The 24135-nt window shown below is 65.0% G+C and carries 17 protein-coding genes, 1 tRNA gene and 2 rRNA genes; 12 read left to right on the plus strand and 8 right to left on the minus strand.

Going from position 1 to position 24135, the window contains the following annotated elements; translation table 11 throughout:
- Position 1 precedes the first annotated feature (1 nt).
- The 3 genes from ACFR9U_RS07040 to pdhA are packed head-to-tail and all read right to left on the minus strand — an operon-like array spanning position 2 to position 3720.
- Complete coding sequence (locus ACFR9U_RS07040) at positions 2-1594, minus strand: 2-oxo acid dehydrogenase subunit E2 (RefSeq protein ID WP_247379093.1); 1593 nt, start codon at positions 1592-1594, stop codon at positions 2-4.
- 2 nt (positions 1595-1596) lie between these two features.
- Entirely contained in the window at positions 1597-2598 is a 1002-nt protein-coding gene (locus ACFR9U_RS07045; RefSeq protein WP_282594335.1) for an alpha-ketoacid dehydrogenase subunit beta, read from the minus strand.
- Between the two features lie 15 nt (positions 2599-2613).
- Positions 2614-3720 (minus strand): pyruvate dehydrogenase (acetyl-transferring) E1 component subunit alpha, encoded by a 1107-nt coding sequence (gene pdhA / locus ACFR9U_RS07050; RefSeq protein ID WP_247379091.1) that lies wholly within the window; start codon positions 3718-3720, stop codon positions 2614-2616.
- A gap of 284 nt (positions 3721-4004) precedes the next feature.
- On the opposite strand from pdhA, the gene ACFR9U_RS07055 reads away from it, so the two are divergent.
- Positions 4005-5147, plus strand: coding sequence for a hypothetical protein (locus ACFR9U_RS07055; RefSeq protein ID WP_247379089.1), 1143 nt, complete (start codon positions 4005-4007; stop codon positions 5145-5147).
- A 15-nt stretch (positions 5148-5162) separates the two neighbouring features.
- On the opposite strand, the gene lipA is transcribed toward ACFR9U_RS07055, so the two are convergent.
- Positions 5163-6092: a lipoyl synthase gene (gene lipA / locus ACFR9U_RS07060; RefSeq protein ID WP_247379087.1), complete on the minus strand. Its 930-nt coding sequence runs from the start codon at positions 6090-6092 to the stop codon at positions 5163-5165.
- A gap of 259 nt (positions 6093-6351) precedes the next feature.
- Between lipA and ACFR9U_RS07065 the strand changes: the two genes are divergently transcribed.
- The 5 genes from ACFR9U_RS07065 (at position 6352) to ACFR9U_RS07085 (ending at position 13145) form a co-directional block, all read left to right on the plus strand.
- Complete coding sequence (locus tag ACFR9U_RS07065) at positions 6352-8742, plus strand: DEAD/DEAH box helicase (RefSeq protein ID WP_247379085.1); 2391 nt, start codon at positions 6352-6354, stop codon at positions 8740-8742.
- A gap of 210 nt (positions 8743-8952) precedes the next feature.
- A complete protein-coding gene (locus ACFR9U_RS07070; protein WP_465262014.1) occupies positions 8953-9243 on the plus strand; it encodes a DUF8028 family protein in 291 nt (96 codons plus the stop codon).
- Between the two features lie 241 nt (positions 9244-9484).
- Complete coding sequence (locus ACFR9U_RS07075) at positions 9485-10210, plus strand: PDDEXK family nuclease (protein WP_247379081.1); 726 nt, start codon at positions 9485-9487, stop codon at positions 10208-10210.
- 47 nt (positions 10211-10257) lie between these two features.
- Entirely contained in the window at positions 10258-11283 is a 1026-nt protein-coding gene (gene endA, locus ACFR9U_RS07080; RefSeq protein WP_247379078.1) for a tRNA-intron lyase, read from the plus strand.
- Positions 11284-11498: 215 nt separating this feature from the next.
- Complete coding sequence (locus ACFR9U_RS07085) at positions 11499-13145, plus strand: tryptophan--tRNA ligase (protein ID WP_247379076.1); 1647 nt, start codon at positions 11499-11501, stop codon at positions 13143-13145.
- A gap of 14 nt (positions 13146-13159) precedes the next feature.
- Here the strand turns inward: ACFR9U_RS07085 and ACFR9U_RS07090 are convergent, their stop codons facing one another.
- Complete coding sequence (locus ACFR9U_RS07090) at positions 13160-13597, minus strand: hypothetical protein (protein WP_247379074.1); 438 nt, start codon at positions 13595-13597, stop codon at positions 13160-13162.
- 373 nt (positions 13598-13970) lie between these two features.
- On the opposite strand from ACFR9U_RS07090, the gene pheS reads away from it, so the two are divergent.
- Entirely contained in the window at positions 13971-15482 is a 1512-nt protein-coding gene (pheS, locus tag ACFR9U_RS07095; RefSeq protein ID WP_247379072.1) for a phenylalanine--tRNA ligase subunit alpha, read from the plus strand.
- Entirely contained in the window at positions 15482-17197 is a 1716-nt protein-coding gene (gene pheT, locus ACFR9U_RS07100) for a phenylalanine--tRNA ligase subunit beta (RefSeq protein ID WP_247379070.1), read from the plus strand. The genes pheS and pheT overlap by 1 nt, the downstream gene beginning before the upstream one ends.
- Positions 17198-17407: 210 nt before the next feature.
- Here pheT and ACFR9U_RS07105 read toward each other — a convergent pair whose 3' ends face one another.
- From ACFR9U_RS07105 to ACFR9U_RS07115, 3 genes are all read right to left on the minus strand, one after another.
- On the minus strand, positions 17408-18397 hold the full coding sequence (locus ACFR9U_RS07105) for a hypothetical protein (RefSeq protein ID WP_247379068.1): 990 nt from the start codon (positions 18395-18397) through the stop codon (positions 17408-17410).
- A 114-nt stretch (positions 18398-18511) separates the two neighbouring features.
- Positions 18512-19567 carry a quinone-dependent dihydroorotate dehydrogenase gene (locus tag ACFR9U_RS07110; RefSeq protein ID WP_247379066.1) on the minus strand — a complete coding sequence of 352 codons (1056 nt, stop codon included), beginning with the start codon at positions 19565-19567 and terminating at the stop codon, positions 18512-18514.
- A 54-nt stretch (positions 19568-19621) separates the two neighbouring features.
- Positions 19622-19819 carry a hypothetical protein gene (locus tag ACFR9U_RS07115; RefSeq protein ID WP_049995293.1) on the minus strand — a complete coding sequence of 66 codons (198 nt, stop codon included), beginning with the start codon at positions 19817-19819 and terminating at the stop codon, positions 19622-19624.
- Positions 19820-20100: 281 nt separating this feature from the next.
- Here ACFR9U_RS07115 and ACFR9U_RS07120 point away from each other — a divergent pair, with 281 nt between their 5' ends.
- The 4 genes from ACFR9U_RS07120 to ACFR9U_RS07135 form a co-directional block, all read left to right on the plus strand.
- Positions 20101-20412: a non-histone chromosomal MC1 family protein gene (locus tag ACFR9U_RS07120; RefSeq protein WP_247379064.1), complete on the plus strand. Its 312-nt coding sequence runs from the start codon at positions 20101-20103 to the stop codon at positions 20410-20412.
- An 856-nt stretch (positions 20413-21268) separates the two neighbouring features.
- Positions 21269-22740, plus strand: a 16S ribosomal RNA gene (locus ACFR9U_RS07125).
- A 140-nt stretch (positions 22741-22880) separates the two neighbouring features.
- Positions 22881-22952, plus strand: a tRNA-Ala gene (locus ACFR9U_RS07130).
- Positions 22953-23214: 262 nt separating this feature from the next.
- Positions 23215-24135 (plus strand): 23S ribosomal RNA (locus ACFR9U_RS07135); the annotation flags it as partial.

Here is a 24135-nt window from a genome sequence, read left to right on the forward strand (position 1 = left end):
CTCACTCGAGCAACAGGAGCGTCGGATTCGCCAGGTACTCTTTGAGCGTGTTCGTGAACTGGGCTGCCTCGGCGCCGTCGATGACGCGGTGGTCGATCGACAGCGAGAGGGTCATGACATGTCTGGCTTCCACTTCTCCATTGACTACCCACGGCCGCTCTTTGATCGCGCCGAGCCCCAGGATCGCCGTCTCGGGGTAGTTGATGATCGGCGTGGCGTACTCGCCGCCGATGGCCCCGAAGTTGGTGATCGTGAACGTTCCGCCCTGCATCTCTTCGCGAGCGATCGAGCGATCTCGGGCTTTCTGGGCCAACTCGTTCGCCTCGGAGGCGACCTGCAGGAGCGGCTTCCGGTCGGCGTTCTGAACGACGGGGACCATCAGACCGGCCTCCGTCGCCGTGGCGACGCCGACGTTGTAGTAGCCCTTCTGGACGATCTCCTCGTTTGCTTCGTCGAGCTGGGAGTTGAGGATGGGGTACTCCTTGAGCGCGGCGACGACGGCTTTGATGACGAACGGGAGGTACGAGAGCGAAACGCCTCGGTCCGCTGCTCGCTCTTTCAACTCTGCGCGGGCCTCGACCAGCGGGGTCACGTCGACCGAATCGTGGTGGGTGACGTGCGGGGCAGTGTAGGCCGACTGCTCCATCTGCTCGCCGATGGTCCGGCGCACGCCGCGGTAGGGAATCCGCTCTTCCTCGCCGGCGGCGACGCCTTCGCGACCCGTGTTGGCTGGCGCTGCTGCCGCGAGCGCTTCGGCGTCGGCGGCCTGGGCGGCCTGCTGGGCCTGGGCGTACTCCCGGACCGCTTCGGCCGTGACGAACGCCTCGCCGTCACGCTGTTCGGTCGCCGGCACGTCGTCGATGTCGACGCCTGCCTCGTCGGCGGCGCGGCGCGTCGCGGGCGTCGCGAGCGTCCGGTCGCGCCCGGCCGGCTCACCCCCTCGTCCTCCCCCGGGGGCCGTTTCCACTGCTTCGCCTGCAGCCGCTGGTTCCCCTGCGCCCGGTGCGCCCTCGGCTTCGGGTGCGCCGCCGGCGCCCTCCGTTTCCGCTCCAGCAGCGGTGGCCGGCTCCGTTCCGTCTTCCGACGGCTCTTCGGGGGTCTCGGCGGCCGCTCGCACGTCCTGCTCGGTGACGCGCCCGCCCGGTCCCGTTCCCTCGACGGCCCCGATGTCGACGCCGAGTTCGCGAGCGAGTCGCCGGGCGCTCGGGGCGGCGAACACGCGGCCGTTCGTGGTGGTCTGCGACGTCGCGGTCTCTTCGTCGCCCTCGGCAGCGTCGGGCTCTCCCTCGACGTCTTCCGCTGCTCCCGGCTCGGTCTCCTCACCGGTCGCTCGTCCCGAGGCACTCCGTGCCTCGCCTTCCGTCTCGAAGACGATGATGACCTCGCCGACCGGGACGACCTCGCCCGTCTCGGCTCGCAGTTCTTTCACCGTCCCGTCGACCGGCGAGGGGACCTCGACGACGGCCTTGTCGGTCTCGACCTCGGCGACGGCCTGGTCCTCGCTGACGGCGTCGCCGGGTTCGACGAGCCACTGGACGATCTCCCCTTCGGCGACGCCCTCGCCGACGTCGGGGAGCTTGAACTCGACCGACATGGTCAGAACTCCACGGCCTCGCGGATGCCGTCTTTGATTCGGGCGGCCTCCGGCAGGTAGTAGTCCTCCAGGGCGTACAGCGGGTACGGCGTGTCGAAGCCCGTGATTCTGGTGATCGGAGCCTCCTGGTAGAGTAGGGCGTCCTCCTGGATGGTGGCGATGATCTCGCCGGCGAGGCCGCCCGTCTTGGGCGCCTCGTGGACGACGGCCGCGCGGCCGGTCTTCTTGAACGACTCGACGATGGCGTCCTCGTCCAGCGGCGAGAGCGTCCGGAGGTCGACGACCTCCGCGTCGATGCCCTCCTCGGCCAACTGCTCGGCGGCTTCCAGCGTCGGCCGGGTCATCGCGCCCCAGGTAAACACCGAGACGTCGGACCCCTCGCGGCGGACGGCGGCCTCGCCGAGCGGTACCGTGTAGGATTCGTCGGGGACCGGCTCGCGAAAGGCCCGGTAGATGAGCTTCGGTTCGAGGAAGATCACCGGGTCGGGGTCACGGATCGCACTCGCGAGCAGTCCTTTCGTGTCGTACGGCGTCGAGGGAATGACGACCTTGAGGCCGGCCTCGTGGACGAAGAAGGCCTCCTTGGACTCGGAGTGGTGTTCCGGCGCGCGGATGCCCCCGCCGTAGGGCGCCCGGACGACGAGCGGGCAGGTGAACCGGCCCCGGCTTCGGGTGCGCAGGCGCGCGGCGTGACTGATGATCTGGTCGAACGCGGGGTAGATGAACCCCATGAACTGGATCTCGGGGACCGGGCGGAGACCGTAGGCGGCCATGCCCACGGCGGTGCCGACGATGCCCGACTCCGCCAGCGGTGTGTCGATGACCCGATCCTCCCCGAACTCCTCGTAGAGGCCCTGCGTCGCGCGGAAGACGCCGCCGTTGCGGCCGACGTCTTCGCCCATCACGAGCACGTCCTCGTCGCGTTCCATCTCGCCGTACAGCCCGTCCCGAACCGCCTGGACGAGCGTCAAATCCTGCGTACTGGTGTCTGTCGTTTGGCTCATTGTCTCCTCCCGGTCTCACTCCAGCAGTGCGTCGTCGCCATGCGTGTCTCTGATGCGCTCGAAGTACTCCAGCTGTTGCTGTAAGCGTTTGGGCATGTCTGCGTACACGTGTGCGAACATCTCCTCGGGGTCGGGCCGTTCGACCGACTCGGCGGCGTCGATCGCCTCGGCCACCCGGTCGCTGTTCTCCCGTTCGATGGCGTCGATCCGCTCCTCGTCGAGGATACCCCGGTCTTTCAGGAACGTCTCCAGCCGCGGAATGGGGTCTTTGCGCTTCCACTCCTCGACCTCGTCGTCGTCCCGGTAGACCGAGGGATCGTCGGCCGTCGTGTGCGCGCCGAAGCGGTACTGGACGGCCTCGATGAGCGTCGGCCGCGGCTCGTCTTCTGGGGGGTTCTTGGCCTTCTCGACGGCCTCTCTGGTCACCTTGTAGACGGCCAGCGGGTCCATGCCGTCGACCTGGACGCCCTCGAAGCCGTAGGCGTGGGCTTTCTGCGCGATCGTGTCGCTCGCCGTCTGGTGCTCCCGCGGGACCGAAATCGCCCACTGGTTGTTGTTACAGAAGAAGACGGTGGGCGTGTCGAACACGCCGGCGAAGTTCAGTCCCTCGTGGAAGTCGCCCTCGCTGGTCGCACCGTCGCCGAAGTAACAGAGGAAGGCCTTCTCTTCGCCCTTCAGTTTCGAGGCCCAGGCCGCCCCCGTGGCGTGGGGAATCTGCGTCGCGATGGGCACCGCCATCGTGAACATGTTGACGTCCTCCGGAACGAGATTCCCGACCTCGTGGCCCATCCAGTACAGGAGGATTCGCTTCAACGTCATCCCGCGGATGAGCGCCGCGCCGGCCTCGCGGTAGCTCGGGAACAGCCAGTCCTCGTCGTCCAGCGCGTGGGCGCTCCCGATCTGCGAGGCTTCCTGTCCCGAGAGCGGCGGGTACGTCCCCATCCGCCCCTGGCGCTGTAGCGACACCGCCCGTCGGTCGAAGTGTCGCGCCAGTCGTATCTCTCGATACATCTCGACGAGTTGCTCGTCGGAGAGGTCCGGGACCGTCGCACCGTCCCGTACCTGTCCGTCCTCGTCCAAGATTTCGACCCGCTCGCCCGGGTCTCGTTGTAGGGTACTCACACGAAAAACCTCCGAGGCATACTACAACGTCTCTTGCCTCGGTAATATTGTTTTCCCAAATACCTTTCGCTCGCTGCTAATCTTGCCTCGCCGATTGTATGGGTGGGTTAAAAATTCTCGAAGAACGGCCAAGAACGTCCCGGTATGATCGAAGAATCTGGACGAATGTTCTCCGTGTGGCGTGTTGGCGGCTAACGTGATTCAGGGGCCGGTCGCTCGCGCGCGCTCCTCCATCGTGACAACTACACAAGGCTTATTCCGGCGGTCAGACTCTTCGCTCGCACATGTCGACGGCGCAGCAACGACCGCCGGTCGCCGACGCAGTGCTGGTCGTCATGCAGTTCGGCGCTGCGCTGACGGCGCTGGTCCTGATGCTGGCGGTCGGGATCCCGCTCGGAACGCTGGAACCGCTCGTGTTTCTGACGGGATTCGCCAATTTACTGATCGCGGTCCAGGTCTTGCTGTACTTCGCAACGCTCGCGCTCACCGCTGTGGTCGCACCGAGGCGAACCGCGGACCGCTCGCAGTTCCGTGACAGCACGACGAGCTCTGTGTGGGAGTATATCCCGCTGTCGTCGATTCTCGGCGCGGCTCAGGGAGCCGTCCTCGGAGCGTTACTCGTGTTCGCCGTTCCCGACCATCTCTCGACCGTGATACCGGTCGGGGTACTCGCTGGGACTGCTGTCGCGTTCGTCCTCGCGGGAAACGCAGTTGCGCTTCGGGGCGTCGATACGACGCTGTCCACTGCTGGGGCGACCATCTACGCGTTCGTCCTGTCGGCCGTCCTGCTGCGCCCGCTGGGTTGGCAAGGCATGGTCGTCGCCGCCGCGGTCGGGATGCCAGCACTGCTCGCGGCGCGGTGGCGGTTGCAAGCCGTTGGCTCCATCGACCGCCGCGTCTCGGTGTCGCTCGTCCTGGCGCTCTTGGCGGTCAGCGGTGGCACGTACGCGTACGACCTCGGTGGCCCGCGACCTTCGGTCACGCTCGACACCGCGTCGTCCGTGAACCTCTCGACCACCGACGAGCGGTGGTACGCCGTGAGCGACCACGCCGAGAAAGAGCGACTGGTCTCTGTCGGCACGGTCACGGTTCGAAACGAGTTCGAGTTCGGTCGCACGGCACGGTTACCAGCGTACGACGCCTGTCTGTACACCGGGCCGTCGGGATCGGGACCCGTCGGCCGAGCGTCGGCGTCCATCGTCGACGGCGGGTCGATGGTCAGTCCGGCCGACGACCCGCGCCTCGCGAGCGGCGAGACCCGAGAATACACGGTCGCTCTCCTGCTGGAACACGTCGATGGGCTCTCGACCGAACAGTTGCGTAGTCTGGGCACTGTTCCCGTCCGACGCGCCGACCGCTGTCCGGAGTCGACTAACGGACCGGCGCTGGTGCTGGCCCCTGCCGACAGACTCCTGGGGAGCGACTGACGGGACCGCACCTGCTCATTCGCTTGCCCGCGCCGTCTCCCGCGCTGCCTCGACGGACGTGCCGTCTCGGAGGACCGACTCGACGAACAGCTCGCCGGCGCGGTACGACGAGCGCACCATCGGCCCCGACGCACAGTAGAGAAAGTCTAACTCCTCCTCGGCGACGCGCTGCCAGGTATCGAACGCGTCGGGGTGGACGTAGTCGCTGACTTCCAGATGCGACCGGGAGGGCTGGAGGTACTGGCCCAGCGTCACCACGTCGACGCCCACTGCCCGGAGGTCCCGTAACGTCTGGTAGATCTCGTGGTCGTACTCGCCGACGCCGAGCATCAGGCTGGTCTTGGTGTAGATGTCCGACTCGCGGTGGACCTGCCTGAGCACAGAGAGGGATTGCTCGTACCCCGCCCGCCGATCGCGCACCGGCCACTGGAGGCGTTCGACGGTCTCGACGTTGTGGGCGATGACGTCCGGCTCGGCGTCGACGATCTTCCGGACGAGGTCGGGATCGCCCTGGAAATCGGGGATGAGGACCTCGACGAGGATGCCGGGGTTGCGGTCCTTGATTTGTCTGATCGTCTCGGCGAAGTGGCCCGCGCCCTGGTCGGGCAGGTCGTCGCGGTCCACGCTGGTCAGCACGACGTAGTCCAGGCCGATTTCCGCGACGGCGTCGGCGACGTTCGCGGGTTCCTCTGGATCCAGGGGTTCCATCCCGCCGGTTTGCACGTCACAGAAGTTACAGCCCCGCGAGCAGCGGTCGCCCATGAGCATGAACGTCGCCGTACCGGGGCCGTCCCTGCCCGACCAGCACTCCCCCAGATTCGGGCAGTTGGCCTCCTCACAGACCGTGTGGAGGTCGTGGTCCCGCAGGGTCTCTTTGATGTCCGTGAAACGCTCGCCCGACGGGGGTCGCATCTTCAGCCAGTCGGGCTTACGGGCGCGACTCATTGCCGGATAGTGGGGGCTGTCGGGTGAAAAACGTGCGGTTCCACTGGACCGACACGCGTCGCGAGCACCGTCCCCCGCACGCGTTTCACGTCCGCCTCACTCACGGCTCGCATCCGCTCACCGTTCACCTTTCCGAGGTGCTCCCGTTGGTCGCACCTCGCCCTGCTCGCGGCTTCGCCGCTCGCTATCGAGGCCTCCCTGCGGTCGCACCTCGCTCGCTACGGAAACGCCTATACTCCCAGCCCTCGCTGGTTCCTTCGTGCCAGGTCGCACGGAGTACGAGCCGCAGGTCGCGGTACGGGAGGTCCTTCCGGGCTACGCGGACGCGTTCCCCTTCGATTCGTTCAACCGCATGCAGTCGGAGGCGCTCCCCGCCATCGTAGAGCGCGAGGAGAACGTCGTCGTCAGCGCGCCGACCGCGAGCGGGAAGACCGCGCTCGCGGAAGCCGCCATCTGTCGCGCCATCGACGACGACGGAACCGCCCTCTTTCTCGCACCGCTGCGCGCGCTCACCAACGAGAAGGAAAGCGAATGGGAGCGCTTCGAGGAACTGGGCTACTCGGTGTACGTCGTCACCGGCGAGCGCGACCTCAACCCGCGCCGCGCCGAGCGCGCCGACATCCTCGTGATGACGCCCGAGAAGGCCGACTCCGCGACCAGAAAACACGATTCGCCCCGCTACGGCTTCATCACCGACGTCGACACCTGCATCATCGACGAGGTGCACCTGCTGGATTCGGACAAGCGCGGGTCGGTGCTGGAAGTCACTATCTCGCGGCTCCGCCGGCTGTGTGACCCCCGCGTCGTCGCCCTCTCGGCGACGATGCCGAACATCGACGACGTCGCCGACTGGCTCGACGCCACGCCCGACACGACGTTCGCCTTCGGCGAGGACTACCGCCCAGTGCCGCTGGAGGCCGGCGTCAAGACCTACACCCACGGCGAGAACGCCTTCGCCGACAAGTACCGCCGACTCTACCGAGCGATGGACCTCGTCGAACCACACCTTCGCGAGGAGGGCCAGGGCTTGGTGTTCGTCTCGTCTCGGCAGGACACCGTCCAGGCAGCGAAGAAAGCCCGCGACGAGATCGCCGAGCGGGACGTCCCGATGGGCGCCCGCGGCGACTACGACTTCCACCAGGAGGCCCAGGAGGTCAACAACGAGACGCTCCGCCAGTCAGTGCTGGACGGCGTCGGCTTCCACCACGCCGGCCTCTCGAAAGGCGACAAGGAACTCGTCGAGAAGTGGTTCCGCGAGGGAACCCTCGGCCTGCTGTTCTCGACCTCGACGCTGGCGTGGGGGGTCAATCTCCCGGCGCGATGCGTCGTCATCCGCGACACCAAGCTCCACGACCCGCTGGAGGGCGAGGTCGACATGAGTCCGCTGGACGTGCTCCAGATGCTCGGCCGAGCGGGGCGGCCCGGCTACGACGACCGCGGGTACGCCTGGGTCGTCTGCGACCGCGCCGACGCCGACAAGTACCGCCAGCTGTTGCGCGACGGCAAAGAGATCGAGTCCCGCCTGGCGGAGGACCTGGACGCGCACCTCAACGCCGAGATCGTCCTCGGAACCGTCCGCGATCTCGACGACGTGCTCGACTGGATCGAGACGACGTTCTACGCCGTCCGCGCCCGGTCCGCCCCCGACGAGTACGAGTCCGAGGGGCAGTTGCGCGAACGGGTCAGCGACACCCTGGAGAGCCTCGTCGACCGCGGGTTCGTCGACATGGACGACGACCTTCGCCTCTCGCCGACGCGCCTCGGCCGCCTCGCCTCGAAGTTCTACCTCCGACTCGATACCGCCCGGGAGTTCGCGACGCTGGCAGAGCGCGCCAGTGACGACGACAGTGCGACCTCCCTGAGCAGCGACGACGTTCTCAAAGCAGTGGCGACCGCCGGCGAGTTCGACAGCGCCAGCGCCCGCCGGGACGAGCGCGACGCGGTTCGAGCAGTGTTAGGGCAGTTCGGGCAGGACCTCGACCCCGGTCCTCGAAAGGTGCTTGCCATCCTGCAGTCGAGCATGAACTCGACGACGCCGGCCGAACTCCGGAGCGACGCGTGGGTCATCCGCCAGAACTCCCTTCGCTTGTTGGCCGCCCTCCGGTCGTTTCTCGACCACCTGGCCGGTGCGCCCGCGGCGAACCTCGCCAGTCGCGTCGAGGCCCGCATCGAACACGGCGTCAGCGCGGACGCGGTCGAACTGACCGCGCTCGACGGCGTCGGCTCCGGGCGAGCGAGTCGGCTGGCCAAGGAAGGGCTGAGTTCGGTCGCCGACGTGCGCGAGGCGGGCGTGGAGGGCGTCGTCGCGGCGGGCCTCTCCGACGGCGTCGCGAAGCAGGTCGTCGGGAGTGCACGCTCGCTCCCCGATCTCGAGTTCGACTGGGGCGAGTTCCCCGAGCGCATCGCCCGCGGGGCCAACGAGATGTGCGAGGTGACGGTCACGAACGTCGGCGACGGTGCCCGCGCGGGCGTCCGCATTACGGTCAACGACCACGAGATGACGGCGACGGACTCGTACGTCGGCACCGCGACGCTGCCGGTGGGTGTGTTCGGTGGCGACGCCGAGGAGTTGACCTACACGGCCGAAGTGTTCTTCCCCGAGTTGCCGCTGTTGCCGGTCTCGGACTCGCGGACCGTCCGCGTCGAGTGAGATCGGGCGGCCAACCTGGGCTATCGCAACTCGGTTCTTTTGATCCATCAAACTCTCTCAGATCGGATCGTGAAACGTCTAAACGAACCTGGGGCGGTTGTGAAACGTCTCCTGGTACGTAAAATACAGCCAATTTACCGCTAAAAGGTTCGAAGTCGGTGCCAAATCCATCGAAACGAACTGAATTCGTCCGAAGCTTCGACCCCTTATATGGGGTTGTCAGTCCAAGCGACGAGTGCAGAGAGGCCCACCATGTCCACGCAATCCCCTCACCAGGACCGATCCGCCGCCCGCGACTGGAGTGTCGTCTCCGAGCAGTCCCTCACCCGGCTCGTTGCGCCCGTGCAGTTCCTCGGGTTCTGGAGCGCCGTGTTGCTCCCCATGGCGCTGTTCCCGATGCTGTTCTCGGGCGTCGCCGGCGAGCACCTCGCCCCCTTCACCGCGCTGGTCGTCGCCAACGTCGTGGCCCTCGTGGTCGGTCGCGACTACAACAGCGACTGAGCACCTGCTCCCGGACAGGTGGGTTCTCTGTCCACCCGTGCGGTCCCCCCACCACTCCCCTCCCCAAACCATCCAACCACTTCACGCCCTTTTGCCATTCGTCCACCCCAGCCCTCCGATTCCCACCCGCCATTACGCTCTGCGACTGCGCCACTGTCGGTTCCGTTTCGGTGCATCTCTGTCGCTGCCTCGCTGGCCCGCGACCTGACGTTTATATACCAACACCAGCCCAGCCAAGGCTATGCACGACGGAACTTGCGTCCTGGCCGGTGAGTGCACGACGACTTTCGAGGGATCGCGCGAACGGGAGCAACGCGGCGAGGTACTCGTCGTCTGCAAACCGGACAACACCGTTCTGGTCCACGACGCCGACGGGTATCAGCCCGTGGCCTGGCTCACCCGCGCCGACTCGGTGTCGCTCCGCGACGGTACGCTGACGGCGACCGACGGCGACCAGCGACTCTGCGTGGAGACCCACGAGGAGTACGGCAGCGCCAGCTATCCGACCTCCGCCGCGGGCGTTCCGGTCGGTGACTGTCCGGTCTGTGACGGCCGACTGATCCGGGCCGATGGTACCGTGCGGTGTGTGGGATGCGACGAGCGCCACGGGATTCCGCGGGACGCGACTGTTCTCGACAGCGAGTGCGCGTGTGGACTCCCGCGGCTGCGCGTCGTCCGCGGGCGCGCGTTCGAGGTGTGCCTCGACCGGGAGTGCGAGTCGCTGGACGAGGCCGTCACGGACGCGTTCGACCGCGAGTGGGACTGCCCGCGCTGTGACGGGGATCTCAGAATCCTTCGCCGCGGCGGCCTGCTGGCAGGCTGTGAGAACTATCCCGACTGCGACACCGGTTGGGGGATTCCCGCGGGGACGGTCGTCGGTGAGTGTGACTGCGGGCTGCCCCGGTTCGAGACGGGGAGTGGTGAGCGCTGTCTCGACACGGGGTGTGACGCTGAGAGACGGGCGTGAGCAGCGCGACCGCAGGGGATTTATCGCCGGGCAGGCGACAGGGACGCATGCACGCGACGCTTTCCGAGGGCGTGGTTCGGGCGGGCCGCCAGGCCCGCGAGCAGTTCTACGACGCCCGCGGGTACGGCCGCACGGACGGCGAGGACATCGTCCTCGCACCCGTCGAGGCCGCACACCTCCTCTTCCGCGGCGATCTCGACTCAGTCGACGACATGGACTTCCGAGCGTTCCTGGCGTCGGCGACCTGTCCCGACCTGCACTTTCTGGTGTACAAGGACCTCCGCGACCGGGGCTTCTACCTGTCGCCCGCCCGTGAGGACTGGGTCGACGACCCGGCGGGGGCGGACCTCGTCGTGTACCCCCGCGGCAAGGGACCGTGGGACGACGAGGTGGCGTATCGAGTCCGAGTGGTCAGCGAGCGCGCGACCGTTTCGGCCGACGACCTGGGCGACGTCGTCCTCGCGGTCGTCGACGAGGAGAGCGAGATCACCTACCTCGACACGGATCGGCCGGACGTGAGCGGGACGACGAACTACGAACCGCCGGCCGGTGTCACCGGGGATCTGCTCGACGACCGGGTTCTCCTCTGGGACCCGCCCGCGGATCTCTTTCAGCACGGGTTCTACGGCCAACCGCTCTCCGGCGACGGCGAGGAGGGGAGCATCGACACGCTCCAGCTCTCGCTGGTCGAGGCCGCATACCTCGTCCGGCACGGCGTCCTCGACATCGACGGCGGGGAACAAGCGGTCCTGCAGTGCGGTCGCGAGGTCGAGGGCGACCGGTTCGACCGCCGCCTCCGGGTGTACGCCGCCCTCCGGGAGCGCGGCGTCGTGCCCAAGACAGGCTACAAGTTCGGGGCGGACTTCCGGACGTACGCCGATGTCGAATCGGTCGCGAACCTGACCCACTCCGAGTTGCTGGTGCGAGTGCTGCCGGACGAACACGCCTTCGCACCGCGGGACCTGGCGCTAGACGTGCGGCTGTCGGGCGGCGTCCGCAAACGAATGGTGTTCGCGCTGACCGGAGGGGACGGCCACATCTCCTGGCTCGAAGCGGGACGGCTCACGCCGTGAGCCGGATGGGAAACGGTTAAACGCCTGCTGACGATTACGCTATCGTAAGATGTCCACTTCCGCCGATTTCGGGCGGTGGCGCTGGCGACCGGCATGGGAAGTGGACAGTCTCGCGATCCTGACCGCGTGCCCCTGACGCCGCGGGCGCGACTCGCGTTGCTCACTCCGCTTTTTGATGATTGCACGAACGGACACGGCGACTCACGACATTACAGATGACACGCGAACACGACACTGATTCGGAGACGGAACCGATTTCGAACGACCGAACACCGCCGGCAGCGGACGGGTCTGCACCGCAGCGGGGAGCCGACCGCGCGCTGCCCGATGGCGGGACGGACACCGAGGGCGCCGACGACGTCGCCCTCGACCCGTGGGGCTCTTCGACGGTCTCGGACTACCGCAAACTGTTCGAGCAGTTCGGCATCGAGGAGTTCGACGCGGTGCTCGACGAGGTGCCCAACCCCCACTACCTGATGCGCCGGGGCGTCATCTTCGGCCACCGCGACTACCGACCCATCGCAGCGGCCATGCGCAACGACGAGCCGTGGGCGGTGCTGTCGGGGTTCATGCCCACGGGCGACCCCCACATCGGCCACAAGATGGTGTTCGACGAGATCATCTGGCACCAGCAGCAGGGCGGCGACGCCTACGGCCTCATCGCCGACCTCGAGGCCCACAGCGCGCGCGGCCTCTCCTGGGAGGAGATCGACGAGCACGCCCGGAGCTACGTTCTGAGCCTCCTGGCCCTGGGATTCGACCCCGAGGAGGGGACGCTCTACCGCCAGTCCACCAACCGCGAGGTCCAGGATCTCGCCTTCGAACTGGGGATCGAAGCGAACTTCTCGGAGTTCCAGGCCATCTACGGCTTCGACGGCGAGACGGACATCTCGCACATGCAGAGCGTCACCACCCAGATGGCGGACATCCTCTACCCGCAACTGGACGAGCCCAAGCCCACGGTGATCCCGGTCGGGCCGGACCAGGATCCGCACATGCGGTTCGCCCGGGACCTCGCAGAGCGGATGCGATTCTTCAAGGTCACCGACGCGTTCGCGAGCTTCGAGTTGACCGACGCCGAACGCGAACTCGTCGCCGTCGCCTACGACCACCGCGAGGAGTACGCCGAGGACGAAGCGATGCCGCGCTGTGGGGAAGCCGGCGACTGGCTGGCCGACTACGAGACGAGCGCGACGGAGGCACGCCAGAGTGCGGTGGAAAAGCTACGGAACGCCGGGAAGGAACCGCTCCGGCCGCGGGTTCGTTTCTTCGCGCGACACGCGACCGACGAGGCGTTCGACGCGCTCGTCGAGGCCATCGACGGCGAGAAGCGCCGGTACGAGAGCCACATCGACGCCTTCGAGATGGACCACGAGGCGGCCGAAGAACTCGCTCGCGAGGTCGAAGCCGACCACGGCGGGTACGGCTTCATTCCGCCATCGTCGATCTACCACCGGTTCATGACCGGCCTGACCGGCGGGAAGATGTCCTCGTCGGTGCCGGCGAGCCACATCAGTTTGCTTGACGACCCCGAGGACGGGTACGACAAGGTTCGATCGGCGACGACCGGCGGGCGCGAGACAGCCGAAGAACAGCGCGAACTCGGCGGGAAGGCAGACGAGTGCCCCGTGTACGAACTGTACGCGTACCTCCTCTCCGGTGACGACGACGAGTTCGCCAAGGAGGTCTACGACGAGTGCGTCGGTGGCGAACGCCTCTGTGGCGGCTGCAAGGAGCAGGCCGCCGAACTCATGAAGGAATTCCTCGCAGATCACCAGGAGAAACGCGAGGAGTGGGCCGAGAAACTGGACGAACTCGACTTCGAGTTCGACGTGGCGGGCGAGCGGGCCGGCGGGAACTGAACGCCGCTGTCCGTCTACAGCCCGTCGAGCGCTGCGGCCAGCAACTCGGCCGTCGCCTCCGCCGCCTCGCCGCCGTTTTCGACGCCGATTTCGATCACTTCGCCACCGGTATCGACCAGCACCGTCGCGGCGTCCTCGCCGTGTTCGACGGCGATCTCGACCGCGTGCTCGCCGGTCTCGACGACGCCGTCGACCTGCTCGTCGTCGATCGTCTCGCCGGGGCGGACGACTGCGTCGACGTCTATGTCGCCAACGTCCGGAATCGACACGCCGTCGAGGATCGCTTCGATGCCGTCGGCGCTCGGCGTCATTCCCTCGATTCCTCGTCGGAGTTCCGCACCGAGGTCCTCGAGCACGCCCGTGCCGGGCAACTCGAAGCCTGAGCCCGGAATCGCGTCGAGCCACCTGGTTCGATCGCGGTCCGCGCCGTCGTCGTCGCGTTCGGTTGTCACGTTTCGATACGTCAGTGTCGGTGCTGATAGCTGTTTTGTGCTGACAGCGGCCGTTGGTCGACAGCGGTACGTTTTTACTGGCCTATCACAATCGGTCGCACATGGCATCCGAACCCCACTGCCGGCGCACCGTCCGTCAGCCACCGCAGTCCGGGGGGTTCGGCTTCTTTTTCGGCGCGCGCTGAGGGCAGTGGACTTCCCGACGGATAACTTCTGAAGGGGATGAAACCGGCCGCGCACGTTGTGCGGACACCTGTAAGGTGCCTCGTTCGTCGCCGACGCATGTCGGCGACAGACGAAACTGGCTTACAGCTGTCCTTATGAGAACCGTTAACTGACCGACCCGCGCCCTACTGAACAACGACCACTACGCATGAAGCTACCCGAAGCACAGGTCGCGGTGTTGAACACCGCGAGTGCAGACGAGGAACAGACAATCGAGCGTATCGCCGAGGAGACGGACCTGGATCCCGCCGCCGTCACCGGCGCGGCCTTCGAACTCGAAGACGAGGGCCTCGTCGAAATCGTCGAACGCACGAGCGACGACGTCTCGATGACCGAGGAAGCCGAGGAGTACGTCGAGGAAGGTCTGCCCGAACTCCGCCTGTACGAGGCCGCCGTCTCGCTCGGCGCCGACGAGGACGCCGTCCAGCTCGGCCAGGTCATCGGCGAGGCCGGGCTTGAGGGGCCGGCCGTCGACATCGCGCTCTCGAACTACGCCCGGAAGGGCTACGGCAGCATCGACAGCGGCGAGATCACAGCCGATCCCGACGCCGACCCCGAGAGCGATTCGGAAGCGGCCACCCTGGAGGCCATCGCGGAGGGGAGCGTCGCCTACCAGAGCGACCTCGCGCTCGAAGACTTAGAGAAGCGCGGGCTCGTCGAGCGGTCCGAGACGACGATCCGGTCGGTGCTTCTGACCGACGCGGGCGTCACCGAACTCATGGCCGGCGTCGAGGTCGCAGAGACCGTCGGCCAGGTCACGTCCGATCTCATCACGAGCGGGGAGTGGGAGGACGTCGAGTTCGCCGAGTACAACGTCGAGGCCGACGCCGAGGAGCTGACGCCCGGGAAGACCCACGTCCTCCGGCAGATGTCCGAGCGCGTCAAAGACGTCCTCGTGGGGATGGGCTTCCAGGAGATGCAGGGGCCGACCGTCGACGCCGACTTCTGGATCAACGACTGCCTGTTCATGCCCCAGGACCACCCTGCTCGAAATCACTGGGACCGCTTCGCCTTGGACAACCCGGCGAAGATCGACGATCTGCCAGAAGACCTCGTCGAGCGCGTCGAGTCCGCCCACCGCGAGGGCGTCGGCGACGACGGCGAAGGCTACCACTCGCCGTGGGACCTGGACTTCGCGAAGGCGCTGGCGCTCAGGGGACACACCACGTCGCTCACCGCCCGGCACCTCTCCGGGGAGGCGATGGGCGACCTCGAACCGCCCCAGCGCTTCTTCTCGATCGAGAAGGCCTACCGGAACGACACGCTCGACGCGACGCACCTGCTGGAGTTCTTCCAGATCGAGGGCTGGGTGATGGCCGAGGACCTCTCCGTGCGCGACCTGATGGGGACGTTCACCGAGTTCTACGAGCAGTTCGGCATCACCGACGTCGAGTTCAAGCCCCACTACAACCCCTACACGGAACCGAGCTTCGAGCTGTTCGGTCGCCACCCCGAGACGGGCGAGATGATCGAGATCGGCAACTCCGGGATCTTCCGGCCGGAGATGCTCGAACCGCTCGGCGTCGACTGCGACGTGATGGCCTGGGGGCTGGCCCTGGAGCGACTCATGATGCTCGTCACCGGCGCCGAGGACATCCGCGACGTGCACGGCACGTTGCTGGACCTTGACTACCTGCGAAGCGAGGAGGTGATTTACTGATGCCTACAGTAGAGGTAGATCCCGACGAACTCCGCCGGCTCACCGGCCACGACGAGAAAGACGACGAACAGCTGAAAGACGACCTGTTCGGCCTCGGACTGGAATTCGAAGGCGAGACCGAGGACGGCGAGTTTGAGCTCGAGTTCGCCCCCGACCGACTCGACCGGCTCTCCGTCGAGGGGGTCGCCCGCTCTCTCAGGTATCAGTACGGCGACGACCGGGGCGTCTACGTCCCGAACACCAACAGCGCCGAGTGGTCCATCCACGTCGAGGACGTGCCCGACGAGCGCCCCTACGTGACGGGCGCCATCGTTCGCGGGCTGGACATGGACGAGGAGGCCCTCGAATCCCTGATCCAGGTCCAGGAGAAACTCCACGCGACGATGGGTCGTCAGCGCGCGAAGGGCGCCATCGGCGTCCACGACCTGACGATGCTGAAAGGTGAGGACCTCGGCGACGAGGACTCCCGGAAGTCGGTGACCTACACCGGGATCGACCCGGAGGGTGACACGATGGTCCCGCTAGAGGGCGACGCCGAGTTGACGCTCGCGGAGGTCCTGACCGACCACCACATCGGCCAGGAGTACGCCGACCTCGTCGAGGACTACGACTCGTTCCCGGCGATCTACGACGAGATCGGCCTGTTCTCGTTCCCACCGGTCGTCAACGGTCGCCGGACCGAGGTCTCGGAGGATTCCCGGGACCTGTTCATCGAGATGACCGGCACCGACCAGTGGACGATCGACAAGATGCTGAACATCGTCTGCTACTCGCTGGAGGCCCGCGGCGGGAAAGTCGAGGAGGTCCGCGTCGTCTACGAGGACCGCGATCTCGTGCGCCCGGACTTTGAGACGAAGACCAAGACCGTCACCCACGACGACATCGAGACGATGCTCGGCGTCGATCTCGACCCGACGGACGTCGTCGACCTCGTCGAACGCGCCGGGATGGACGCGACGACCGAAGAGACCGACGACACGGTGTCCTACGAGGTCGAGGTGCCGCCCTACCGGACGGACGTGCTCCACCCAGTCGACCTCATCGACGACGTCGGGCGCGCGTACGGGTTCAACGAACTCGAACCCCGCTATCCCGACGTGTCGACGGTCGGCGGTCGCCACGAACGCTCCCGACTGGAACGCGCTGCACGCGAGACGCTCGTCGGCCTCGGCTTCGAGGACCTGCTGAACTTCTACCTCATCGACGAGGAGCAGAACTACGAGCGAATGGGCGTCGAACAAGGGAGTGACGTCGTCGGCGGCGGCGAGGCCGTCACCATTCAGGAGCCCTACAGCGAGGACTTCACGATGGTTCGCTCGTGGGCGCTCCCCTCGATCATGATGGTCCTGGAGAACAACACGCACCGCGCGTACCCGCAGGACTTAGCGGAGATCGGCCTCGCGGTCGAGGTCGACGAGTCCGAGAACACGAACGTCGCCGAACACCGCACCGTCGCCGCGGCGCTGTGTCACGACGGGGCGTCCTACGAGGACGCGAAGGCCCGCCTGCAGGCGATCGCCGACGCCTTCGACAAGGACCTCGAGACGCCGTCGACGGAACACCCCACGTTCATCCCCGGCCGAACCGCGAGCGTCGTCCTCGACGGCGAGGACGTGGGCGTCATCGGCGAGGTCCATCCCGAAATCATCGTCGAACACGATCTGGAGCTGCCGGTTGCGGCGTTCGAGTTCCGACTGGACGCGCTGCAGTCGTAGACGTAGACCCGCGAGTGACCTCCGGGACCGAGTGGATTTTTTGGTCCAGCTTTTTCAAGGAGTGGTCGCGAGGAGCGCGACCCGACGCCGAAAAAGGTGGGCTGGTGGCGGCGTTCGAGTTCCGACTGGACGCGCTGCAGTGATCTGACCTCGGAACGGCGAGCGGCTTTTTGATCGGAACGGGACGAAAGTTCGGGAAAACGGCCGCTGTCACTCCTTGCTGGTCCTAGTTCCGGTCGATTCCGGCAGTTCCCGGTGGACGCGCGTCCGTTGGCCACGCTCCGGATACTCGAGTGTGACGTTGCCGATCTCGACGGAGTCGAGCCACTGCTCGAAGAGAGACGGAACGTCACGGTACCGTGCAGTTTCGCCGGCGGGGACGTCGAGTTCGATGACGGCGCTCACGTCGGCGATGTTCGGACCCGGGAGTGCGCGTGCGAGGAACCGACCATCACTGACGCCCACGTTTTCAACGACGACGTCGAGGCGGACGCCACCGTCCGTCCGTTGTACCTCGTACCGTTTCAGCGTGAACTGTGGCGCGTGCGTGAGCGCCCGCCGAGTTTCGGTGTCGAGTTCCCACTCGCCACGGGTTTCGACTGTCTCACCGTCGTCGTGTCGCCACTGGACGCTCGCGGCTGGGAGATACCGCGCCGGGAACGGCACGGCGACCGGCCGCTCGGTCCACGTCGACGGGTCCATTCGGAGGGAGTCGTCTTCGAGCATGGACTCGACGAGGAAGTGCGACTCGTCTGTCGAGACGAAACTTCCGCCGGCACTCCCCCGCAGTCCGAAGGTCCACCGGTCCGCGTCGAGCGTCCCGTCGACCGTCACGTCGACGACGACGTACTGGCCGTCGTGTACGCCAAGGAAGCGACTGGGGCCGGTCCGCGCCATCACACAGCGACGGACGCGAGGGTTCGCTACCGTCAGTCGTGCGTCCCTGTACTCGATCGTCTCACCGATGGGAACGCTGGCGACCGTCGGTGGCTGCTCGGCCGAGGTTGTCGACGCCGAGTCCGTCGTCATCGCGTCGGCGGCAGGCTCGGTCGGTGCTGTCGTTTGCCCAGTTGTCGCGTGTTCAGTCGGCTGTCCGGTCTCCGGGTGTTGATCGGTTTCCTGTCGGGAACATCCCGCGACACCGGTCGCAGCCGCCGTACCGAACAACGCAACGAACTCCCGACGAGAGTGGAGGGCCATGTGCGACTGCCCTTCCTGTCGGCAGAAAAATAAAACCACTCTAAATTAGTAGTGTCGTACAACTGGTTTCGTCGGCAGCCGTGAACGGCTGGTGGGCTGGCGGTGGTCGCACCGTCAGTCGAGGTCTACGCCGACGGCGTCCGTGACCGAGTCGAACCCGTCCCGCTCAAGCAACTCGAGCAGGCCGCGGTTGATGTCGCGTGCGATAGACGGGCCACGATAGATCAGGCCGGTGTAGAGTTGCACGACGCTCGCGCCCGCCCGTATCTTCCGGTAGGCGTCCTCGGCGGTCGAGACGCCGCCGACGCCGACGACGGGGACGTCCGTTCGCTCCGCGACGAACCGGACCATCTTCGTCGCCCGATGCTCGACGGGCTTCCCGGAGAGGCCCCCTTTCTCGACGCGGTTCGGGCTGCGGAGCGACGCCGGTCTGTCGGTCGTCGTGTTCGTCGCGACGACGCCGTCGAGATCCAGTTCGTCGACCAACTCCAGCGCGTCCTCGACCGCCGGCTCGGGCAGGTCCGGCGAGAGCTTCACCAGAAGTGGCGCTGCACCCGCGTCGACCAGCGCCCCGAGAATCGCTTCCATCGAGTCGCGGTTCTGGAGTTCGCGGAACCCCTCGGAGTTCGGGCAGGAGACGTTGACGACGAAGAAGTCGCCGCCCTCGGCGACCCGCTCGTAGGTCTCTCGATAGTCGGCCGGGGCGTCCGCACTGTCGACGTGTTCGGTCTTGGCGATGTTGACGCCGACCGGCACGTCCACGTCCGCGGCGGCCAGTCGCCGACCGACCGCGGCCGCACCGTCGTTGTTCAATCCCATCCGGTTGATGACGCCGCCGTCCTCGGGGAGTCGAAACATCCGCGGCCGCGGGTTGCCGGCCTGTGGCTCTGCGGTGACGCCGCCGACCTCGACGTGACCGAAGCCGAGGGCGGCGAGCGCTCCCGGCGCTTCGGCGTTCTTGTCGAACCCGGCGGCGACGCCGACAGGGTTGCGAAACGACTGCCCGAACGCGTCGACGCGGAGTCGCTCGTCGTCGACGACGTACCTGTGGGCCAGTAGCTGCTCTATGGGGGTTCCGTCGACGAGCGCGAGCATCCCGTGGCCGAGCCCGTGTGCCGTCTCCGGTGGGAGTTGGAACAACAGCGGTTTCGCGAGATCGTAGACGGTCACGGCATCAGCTCCTGAACGGGGCGGCTCCGCAAAGAATTCGTGTACCTGGGCACGTTAGAACTCGTGCTCTACGTCCTCCGGGTCCGCTTTCTGAATAATGATCTTGTTGTCACGGACCCGTACGAACACTTCATCACCGATTTCCATGCCCGCGACGGCCAGTTCGTCCTCGTGCAAGTTGATGTGGACGTTGTGGTATTCGCCATCCTCGTCTTTGGCGCCACTGGGACTCAACTTCTTTTTTCGCACCATCGCGTTATCGTACGTCGTGGTTCGCCGTAGGATATACTTAAGCTTACCGTGCGACTGCCGGTCCCGATACTCACCACGTCGTTGCTTCCGCATGATTCTACCGGTGACAGGCACTCCGCAGCCCGCGGGCGAGCGAAATATCACGCTCTAATACCTGTATCTCGACTGAACTGTCGACCGGTTTACGTTCTTGTATAAAAATGTACCGCCAGACGGCGGCAGTATTGGGGGGTATATTTATGGTGGGTCATGTGCTGATTTGACACGGAGAGGCCAAAACCATGGCACGTGACGAAGATAAGCGCAACTTTGCGCTTCGAGACGACAGTGGTGAGGAGTCGAGTGTCTTCTCCGGTGGCACACCCCGGCAGGCGGCACTCAAGGCAGCCCGACGGCTCGATCCTGCAGGCAGCGAGTCCGCGGCTGACAGAACAACGATCCGACTTCGAGAGAAGGGCACCCACAAGGTCCACATCTACGAAGCGTGGGCCTGGGAAGAGGAAGCGCCCGACGACAAGCCCGACTGGATGCCGAACGAGATCACCAAAGGGAACGTCGAGAAACAAGGTGTCGAACACTTAGAAGACATATAAGCCGCTCCGATTGGCGATTCTTTTGCGCACTCACGCGTGTGGGCGTGTACAGATACACAACGACCACGTAGCAGCTGCGAGCTCGGTCTGCTGACATCGCGACTGCCATTGTTCCGTCGCTGGATTCGTCTTGGTCTCTCTCGGTGCCAACCGACAGTATAACCACTGTCGACCCGAAGCGTCACGTGCGTGGACAGCACCCGACCCGACCGCACGTGAGACGCGCGGAATGACTCGTCGGTCTCCTCCCACGCGATATCATTGCACTCTCGCGAGCTCGCTCTGATGCCAACTTACCAGAAAACACTCACATACAAAATCTATCAGTAACGCGATCGCGCGTGAGCCTCAACCATGAAATTTCCTCACGATGTGGCCGTGGTTCGACGCTCTTAAGTAAATCACCCCCATCCGTAGAAATACGAACGCGGCGCGGTGGGAGCGACCTGCCGTGCGGCAGTCTGCATCGGTGCCCTTATGTACTAACGTGGGCTTCCGAATGAATACGCACGGTCCCGCCGGATGTCGATTTCCGGCCACGACCGATCCGACGCCCTTAAGTGGTTAAGGGCGCTCGGAATGATTGCAGACGCGGCCCGGTCGGGGCCGAGATCGCCCGGCCGACGGATCGATGGACTTCGATGGGTTTATACCCTGTCGTGGTCTATGTTTGGATCCGTAGTAAATGAGGATTCCACCCCTGCGGTCCGCCGTATAGATGGGATCTGATGTTAGCCCTGGCAGTTCGGTGACACTCGGTCGGTCCGTGTGTCGTCGAACTACGTGAACCTTCGATAGCGGAATACTCTCTTACGAGAGTTTTCCCGCCAGCCCCCCTGGCCTTGTGCCAGGGACCATTCCGGTTGATCCTGCCGGAGGCCATTGCTATCGGAGTCCGATTTAGCCATGCTAGTCGCACGGGTTTAGACCCGTGGCAGATAGCTCAGTAACACGTGGCCAAACTGCCCTATGGATCGTGATAACCTCGGGAAACTGAGGCTAATCGCGAATACAGCTCCCATGCTGGAATGCAGGGAGCTGGAAACGCTCCGGCGCCATAGGATGTGGCTGCGGCCGATTAGGTAGACGGTGGGGTAATGGCCCACCGTGCCGATAATCGGTACGGGTTGTGAGAGCAAGAACCCGGAGACGGTATCTGAGACAAGATACCGGGCCCTACGGGGCGCAGCAGGCGCGAAACCTTTACACTGCACGACAGTGCGATAGGGGGACTCCGAGTGCGAGGGCATACAGTCCTCGCTTTTCTGTACCGTAAGGTGGTACAGGAACAAGTGCTGGGCAAGACCGGTGCCAGCCGCCGCGGTAATACCGGCAGCACGAGTGATGGCCGCTATTATTGGGCCTAAAGCGTTCGTAGCCGGCCACTCAAGTTCGTCGGGAAATCTGCCCGCTTAACGGGCAGGCGTCCGGCGAAAACTGAGTGGCTTGGGGCCGGGAGATCCAAGGGGTACGTCCGGGGTAGGAGTGAAATCCCGTAATCCTGGACGGACCACCGATGGCGAAAGCACCTTGGAAAAACGGACCCGACGGTGAGGAACGAAAGCTAGGGTCTCGAACCGGATTAGATACCCGGGTAGTCCTAGCCGTAAACGATGCTCGCTAGGTGTGGCGCAGGCTACGAGCCTGCGCTGTGCCGTAGGGAAGCCGAGAAGCGAGCCGCCTGGGAAGTACGTCCGCAAGGATGAAACTTAAAGGAATTGGCGGGGGAGCACTACAACCGGAGGAGCCTGCGGTTTAATTGGACTCAACGCCGGACATCTCACCAGCACCGACAGTAGGAGTGACGGTCAGGTTGATGACCTTACCTGACCTACTGAGAGGAGGTGCATGGCCGCCGTCAGCTCGTACCGTGAGGCGTCCTGTTAAGTCAGGCAACGAGCGAGACCCGCATCCCTAGTTGCCAGCAGCACGCTTGTCGTGGCTGGGTACACTAGGGAGACTGCCGCTGCTAAAGCGGAGGAAGGAACGGGCAACGGTAGGTCAGTATGCCCCGAATGTGCTGGGCAACACGCGGGCTACAATGGCCAGGACAGTGGGAAGCCACCCCGAGAGGGGGCGCTAATCTCCGAAACCTGGTCGTAGTTCGGATTGCGGACTGAAACTCGTCCGCATGAAGCTGGATTCGGTAGTAATCGCGTGTCAGAAGCGCGCGGTGAATACGTCCCTGCTCCTTGCACACACCGCCCGTCAAAGCACCCGAGTGAGGTCCGGATGAGGCCAGCATGCGCTGGTCGAATCTGGGCTTCGCAAGGGGGCTTAAGTCGTAACAAGGTAGCCGTAGGGGAATCTGCGGCTGGATCACCTCCTAACGTACGGGACTGGGGTTCGCCCCAGCCCACTTTCAAGTCCTGTCTTCGGACAGGCACTGGTGACTTCACTACTCGACGCACTCGCGCCGACCGAGCACCTATGAACTGCCAGGGCTAACATTGTCGGCGGAACCGTACGGGCCCATAGCTCAGCGGCAGAGCACCTCCTTTGCAAGGAGGAAGCCCTGGGTTCAAATCCCAGTGGGTCCATACCCCGTGCCCGCTCCGAACCGTGTCCCTTAAGTGGGATACGGCGTTGCGAATGGGTACGGACGACCGATGCACCACCCCGTGTGAACGCGGGTGGGAAGGGTTGATGCACGCACCGGCTACCACCGGGCGGCGCAGATGAGACTGTGTGTACGTGCGATCCAGGCGTCCACTGGACTCGTGTGCAGTTTATCGAGTCTTATGACGCGACTCGGAATCATTCCGAGTCACTATTCGACCCGGACCTAGTCCGGGTCACCTATCAGATTGGCTACTATGCCAGCTGGTGGATAGCTCGGCTCAGGTGCCGACGAAGGACGTGCCAAGCTGCGATAAGCCGTGGGAAGCCGCACGGAGGCTAAGAACCACGGATCTCCGAATAGGAATCCTCTTCGCAATTGCCTTGCGCAATGGGGAACGTCCCGAATTGAAACATCTCAGTAGGGACAGGAAAAGAAAACGAATGTGATGTCGTTAGTAACCGCGAGTGAACGCGATACAGTCCAAACCGAAGCCTTCGGGCAATGTGGTGTTCGGGCTGACTCTCATCACCGGATCGTCTTCATGAAGTCTCCTGGAATGGAGCGTGAAACAGGGTGACAACCCCGTAATGAAGGCCAGTACGGTGTGCGTCAGTTCCAGAGTATCGGGGGTTGGAAATCCCTCGTGAATACGGCAGGCATCGACTGCTAAGACTAAATACTACCTGAGACCGATAGTGAACAAGTAGCGTGAGCGAACGCTGAAAAGCACCCTCAGAAGGGAGGTGCAATAGGGCTTGAAATCAGTTGGTGATGGAGCGACGGGGCATACAAGGTCCCGTGACAAACGACCGAAGGGCGACCTTCCAGTAGGAGTTACGGGAAGCCGATGTTCCGTCGTACGTTTTGAAAAACGAACCAGGGAGTGTACTTGTTTGGCGAGTCTAACCCGATTATCGGGGAAGGCACAGGGAAACCGACATGGCCGCAGTCTCACGACGAGGGCCGCCGTGTTCAAGCGCGGGGAGTCAAACGGGTACGACCCGAAACCGAGTGATCTATGCGTGGACAAGGTGAAGCGTGCCGAAAGGCACGTGGAAGCCTGTTAGAGTTGGTGTCCTACAATACCCTCTCGTGATCTACGTATAGGGGTGAAAGGCCCATCGAACTCGGCAACAGCTGGTTCCGACCGAAACATGTCG

This window comes from Halorientalis brevis (assembly GCF_042678165.1).
Taxonomy (GTDB): Archaea; Halobacteriota; Halobacteria; order Halobacteriales; family Haloarculaceae; genus Halorientalis; species Halorientalis brevis.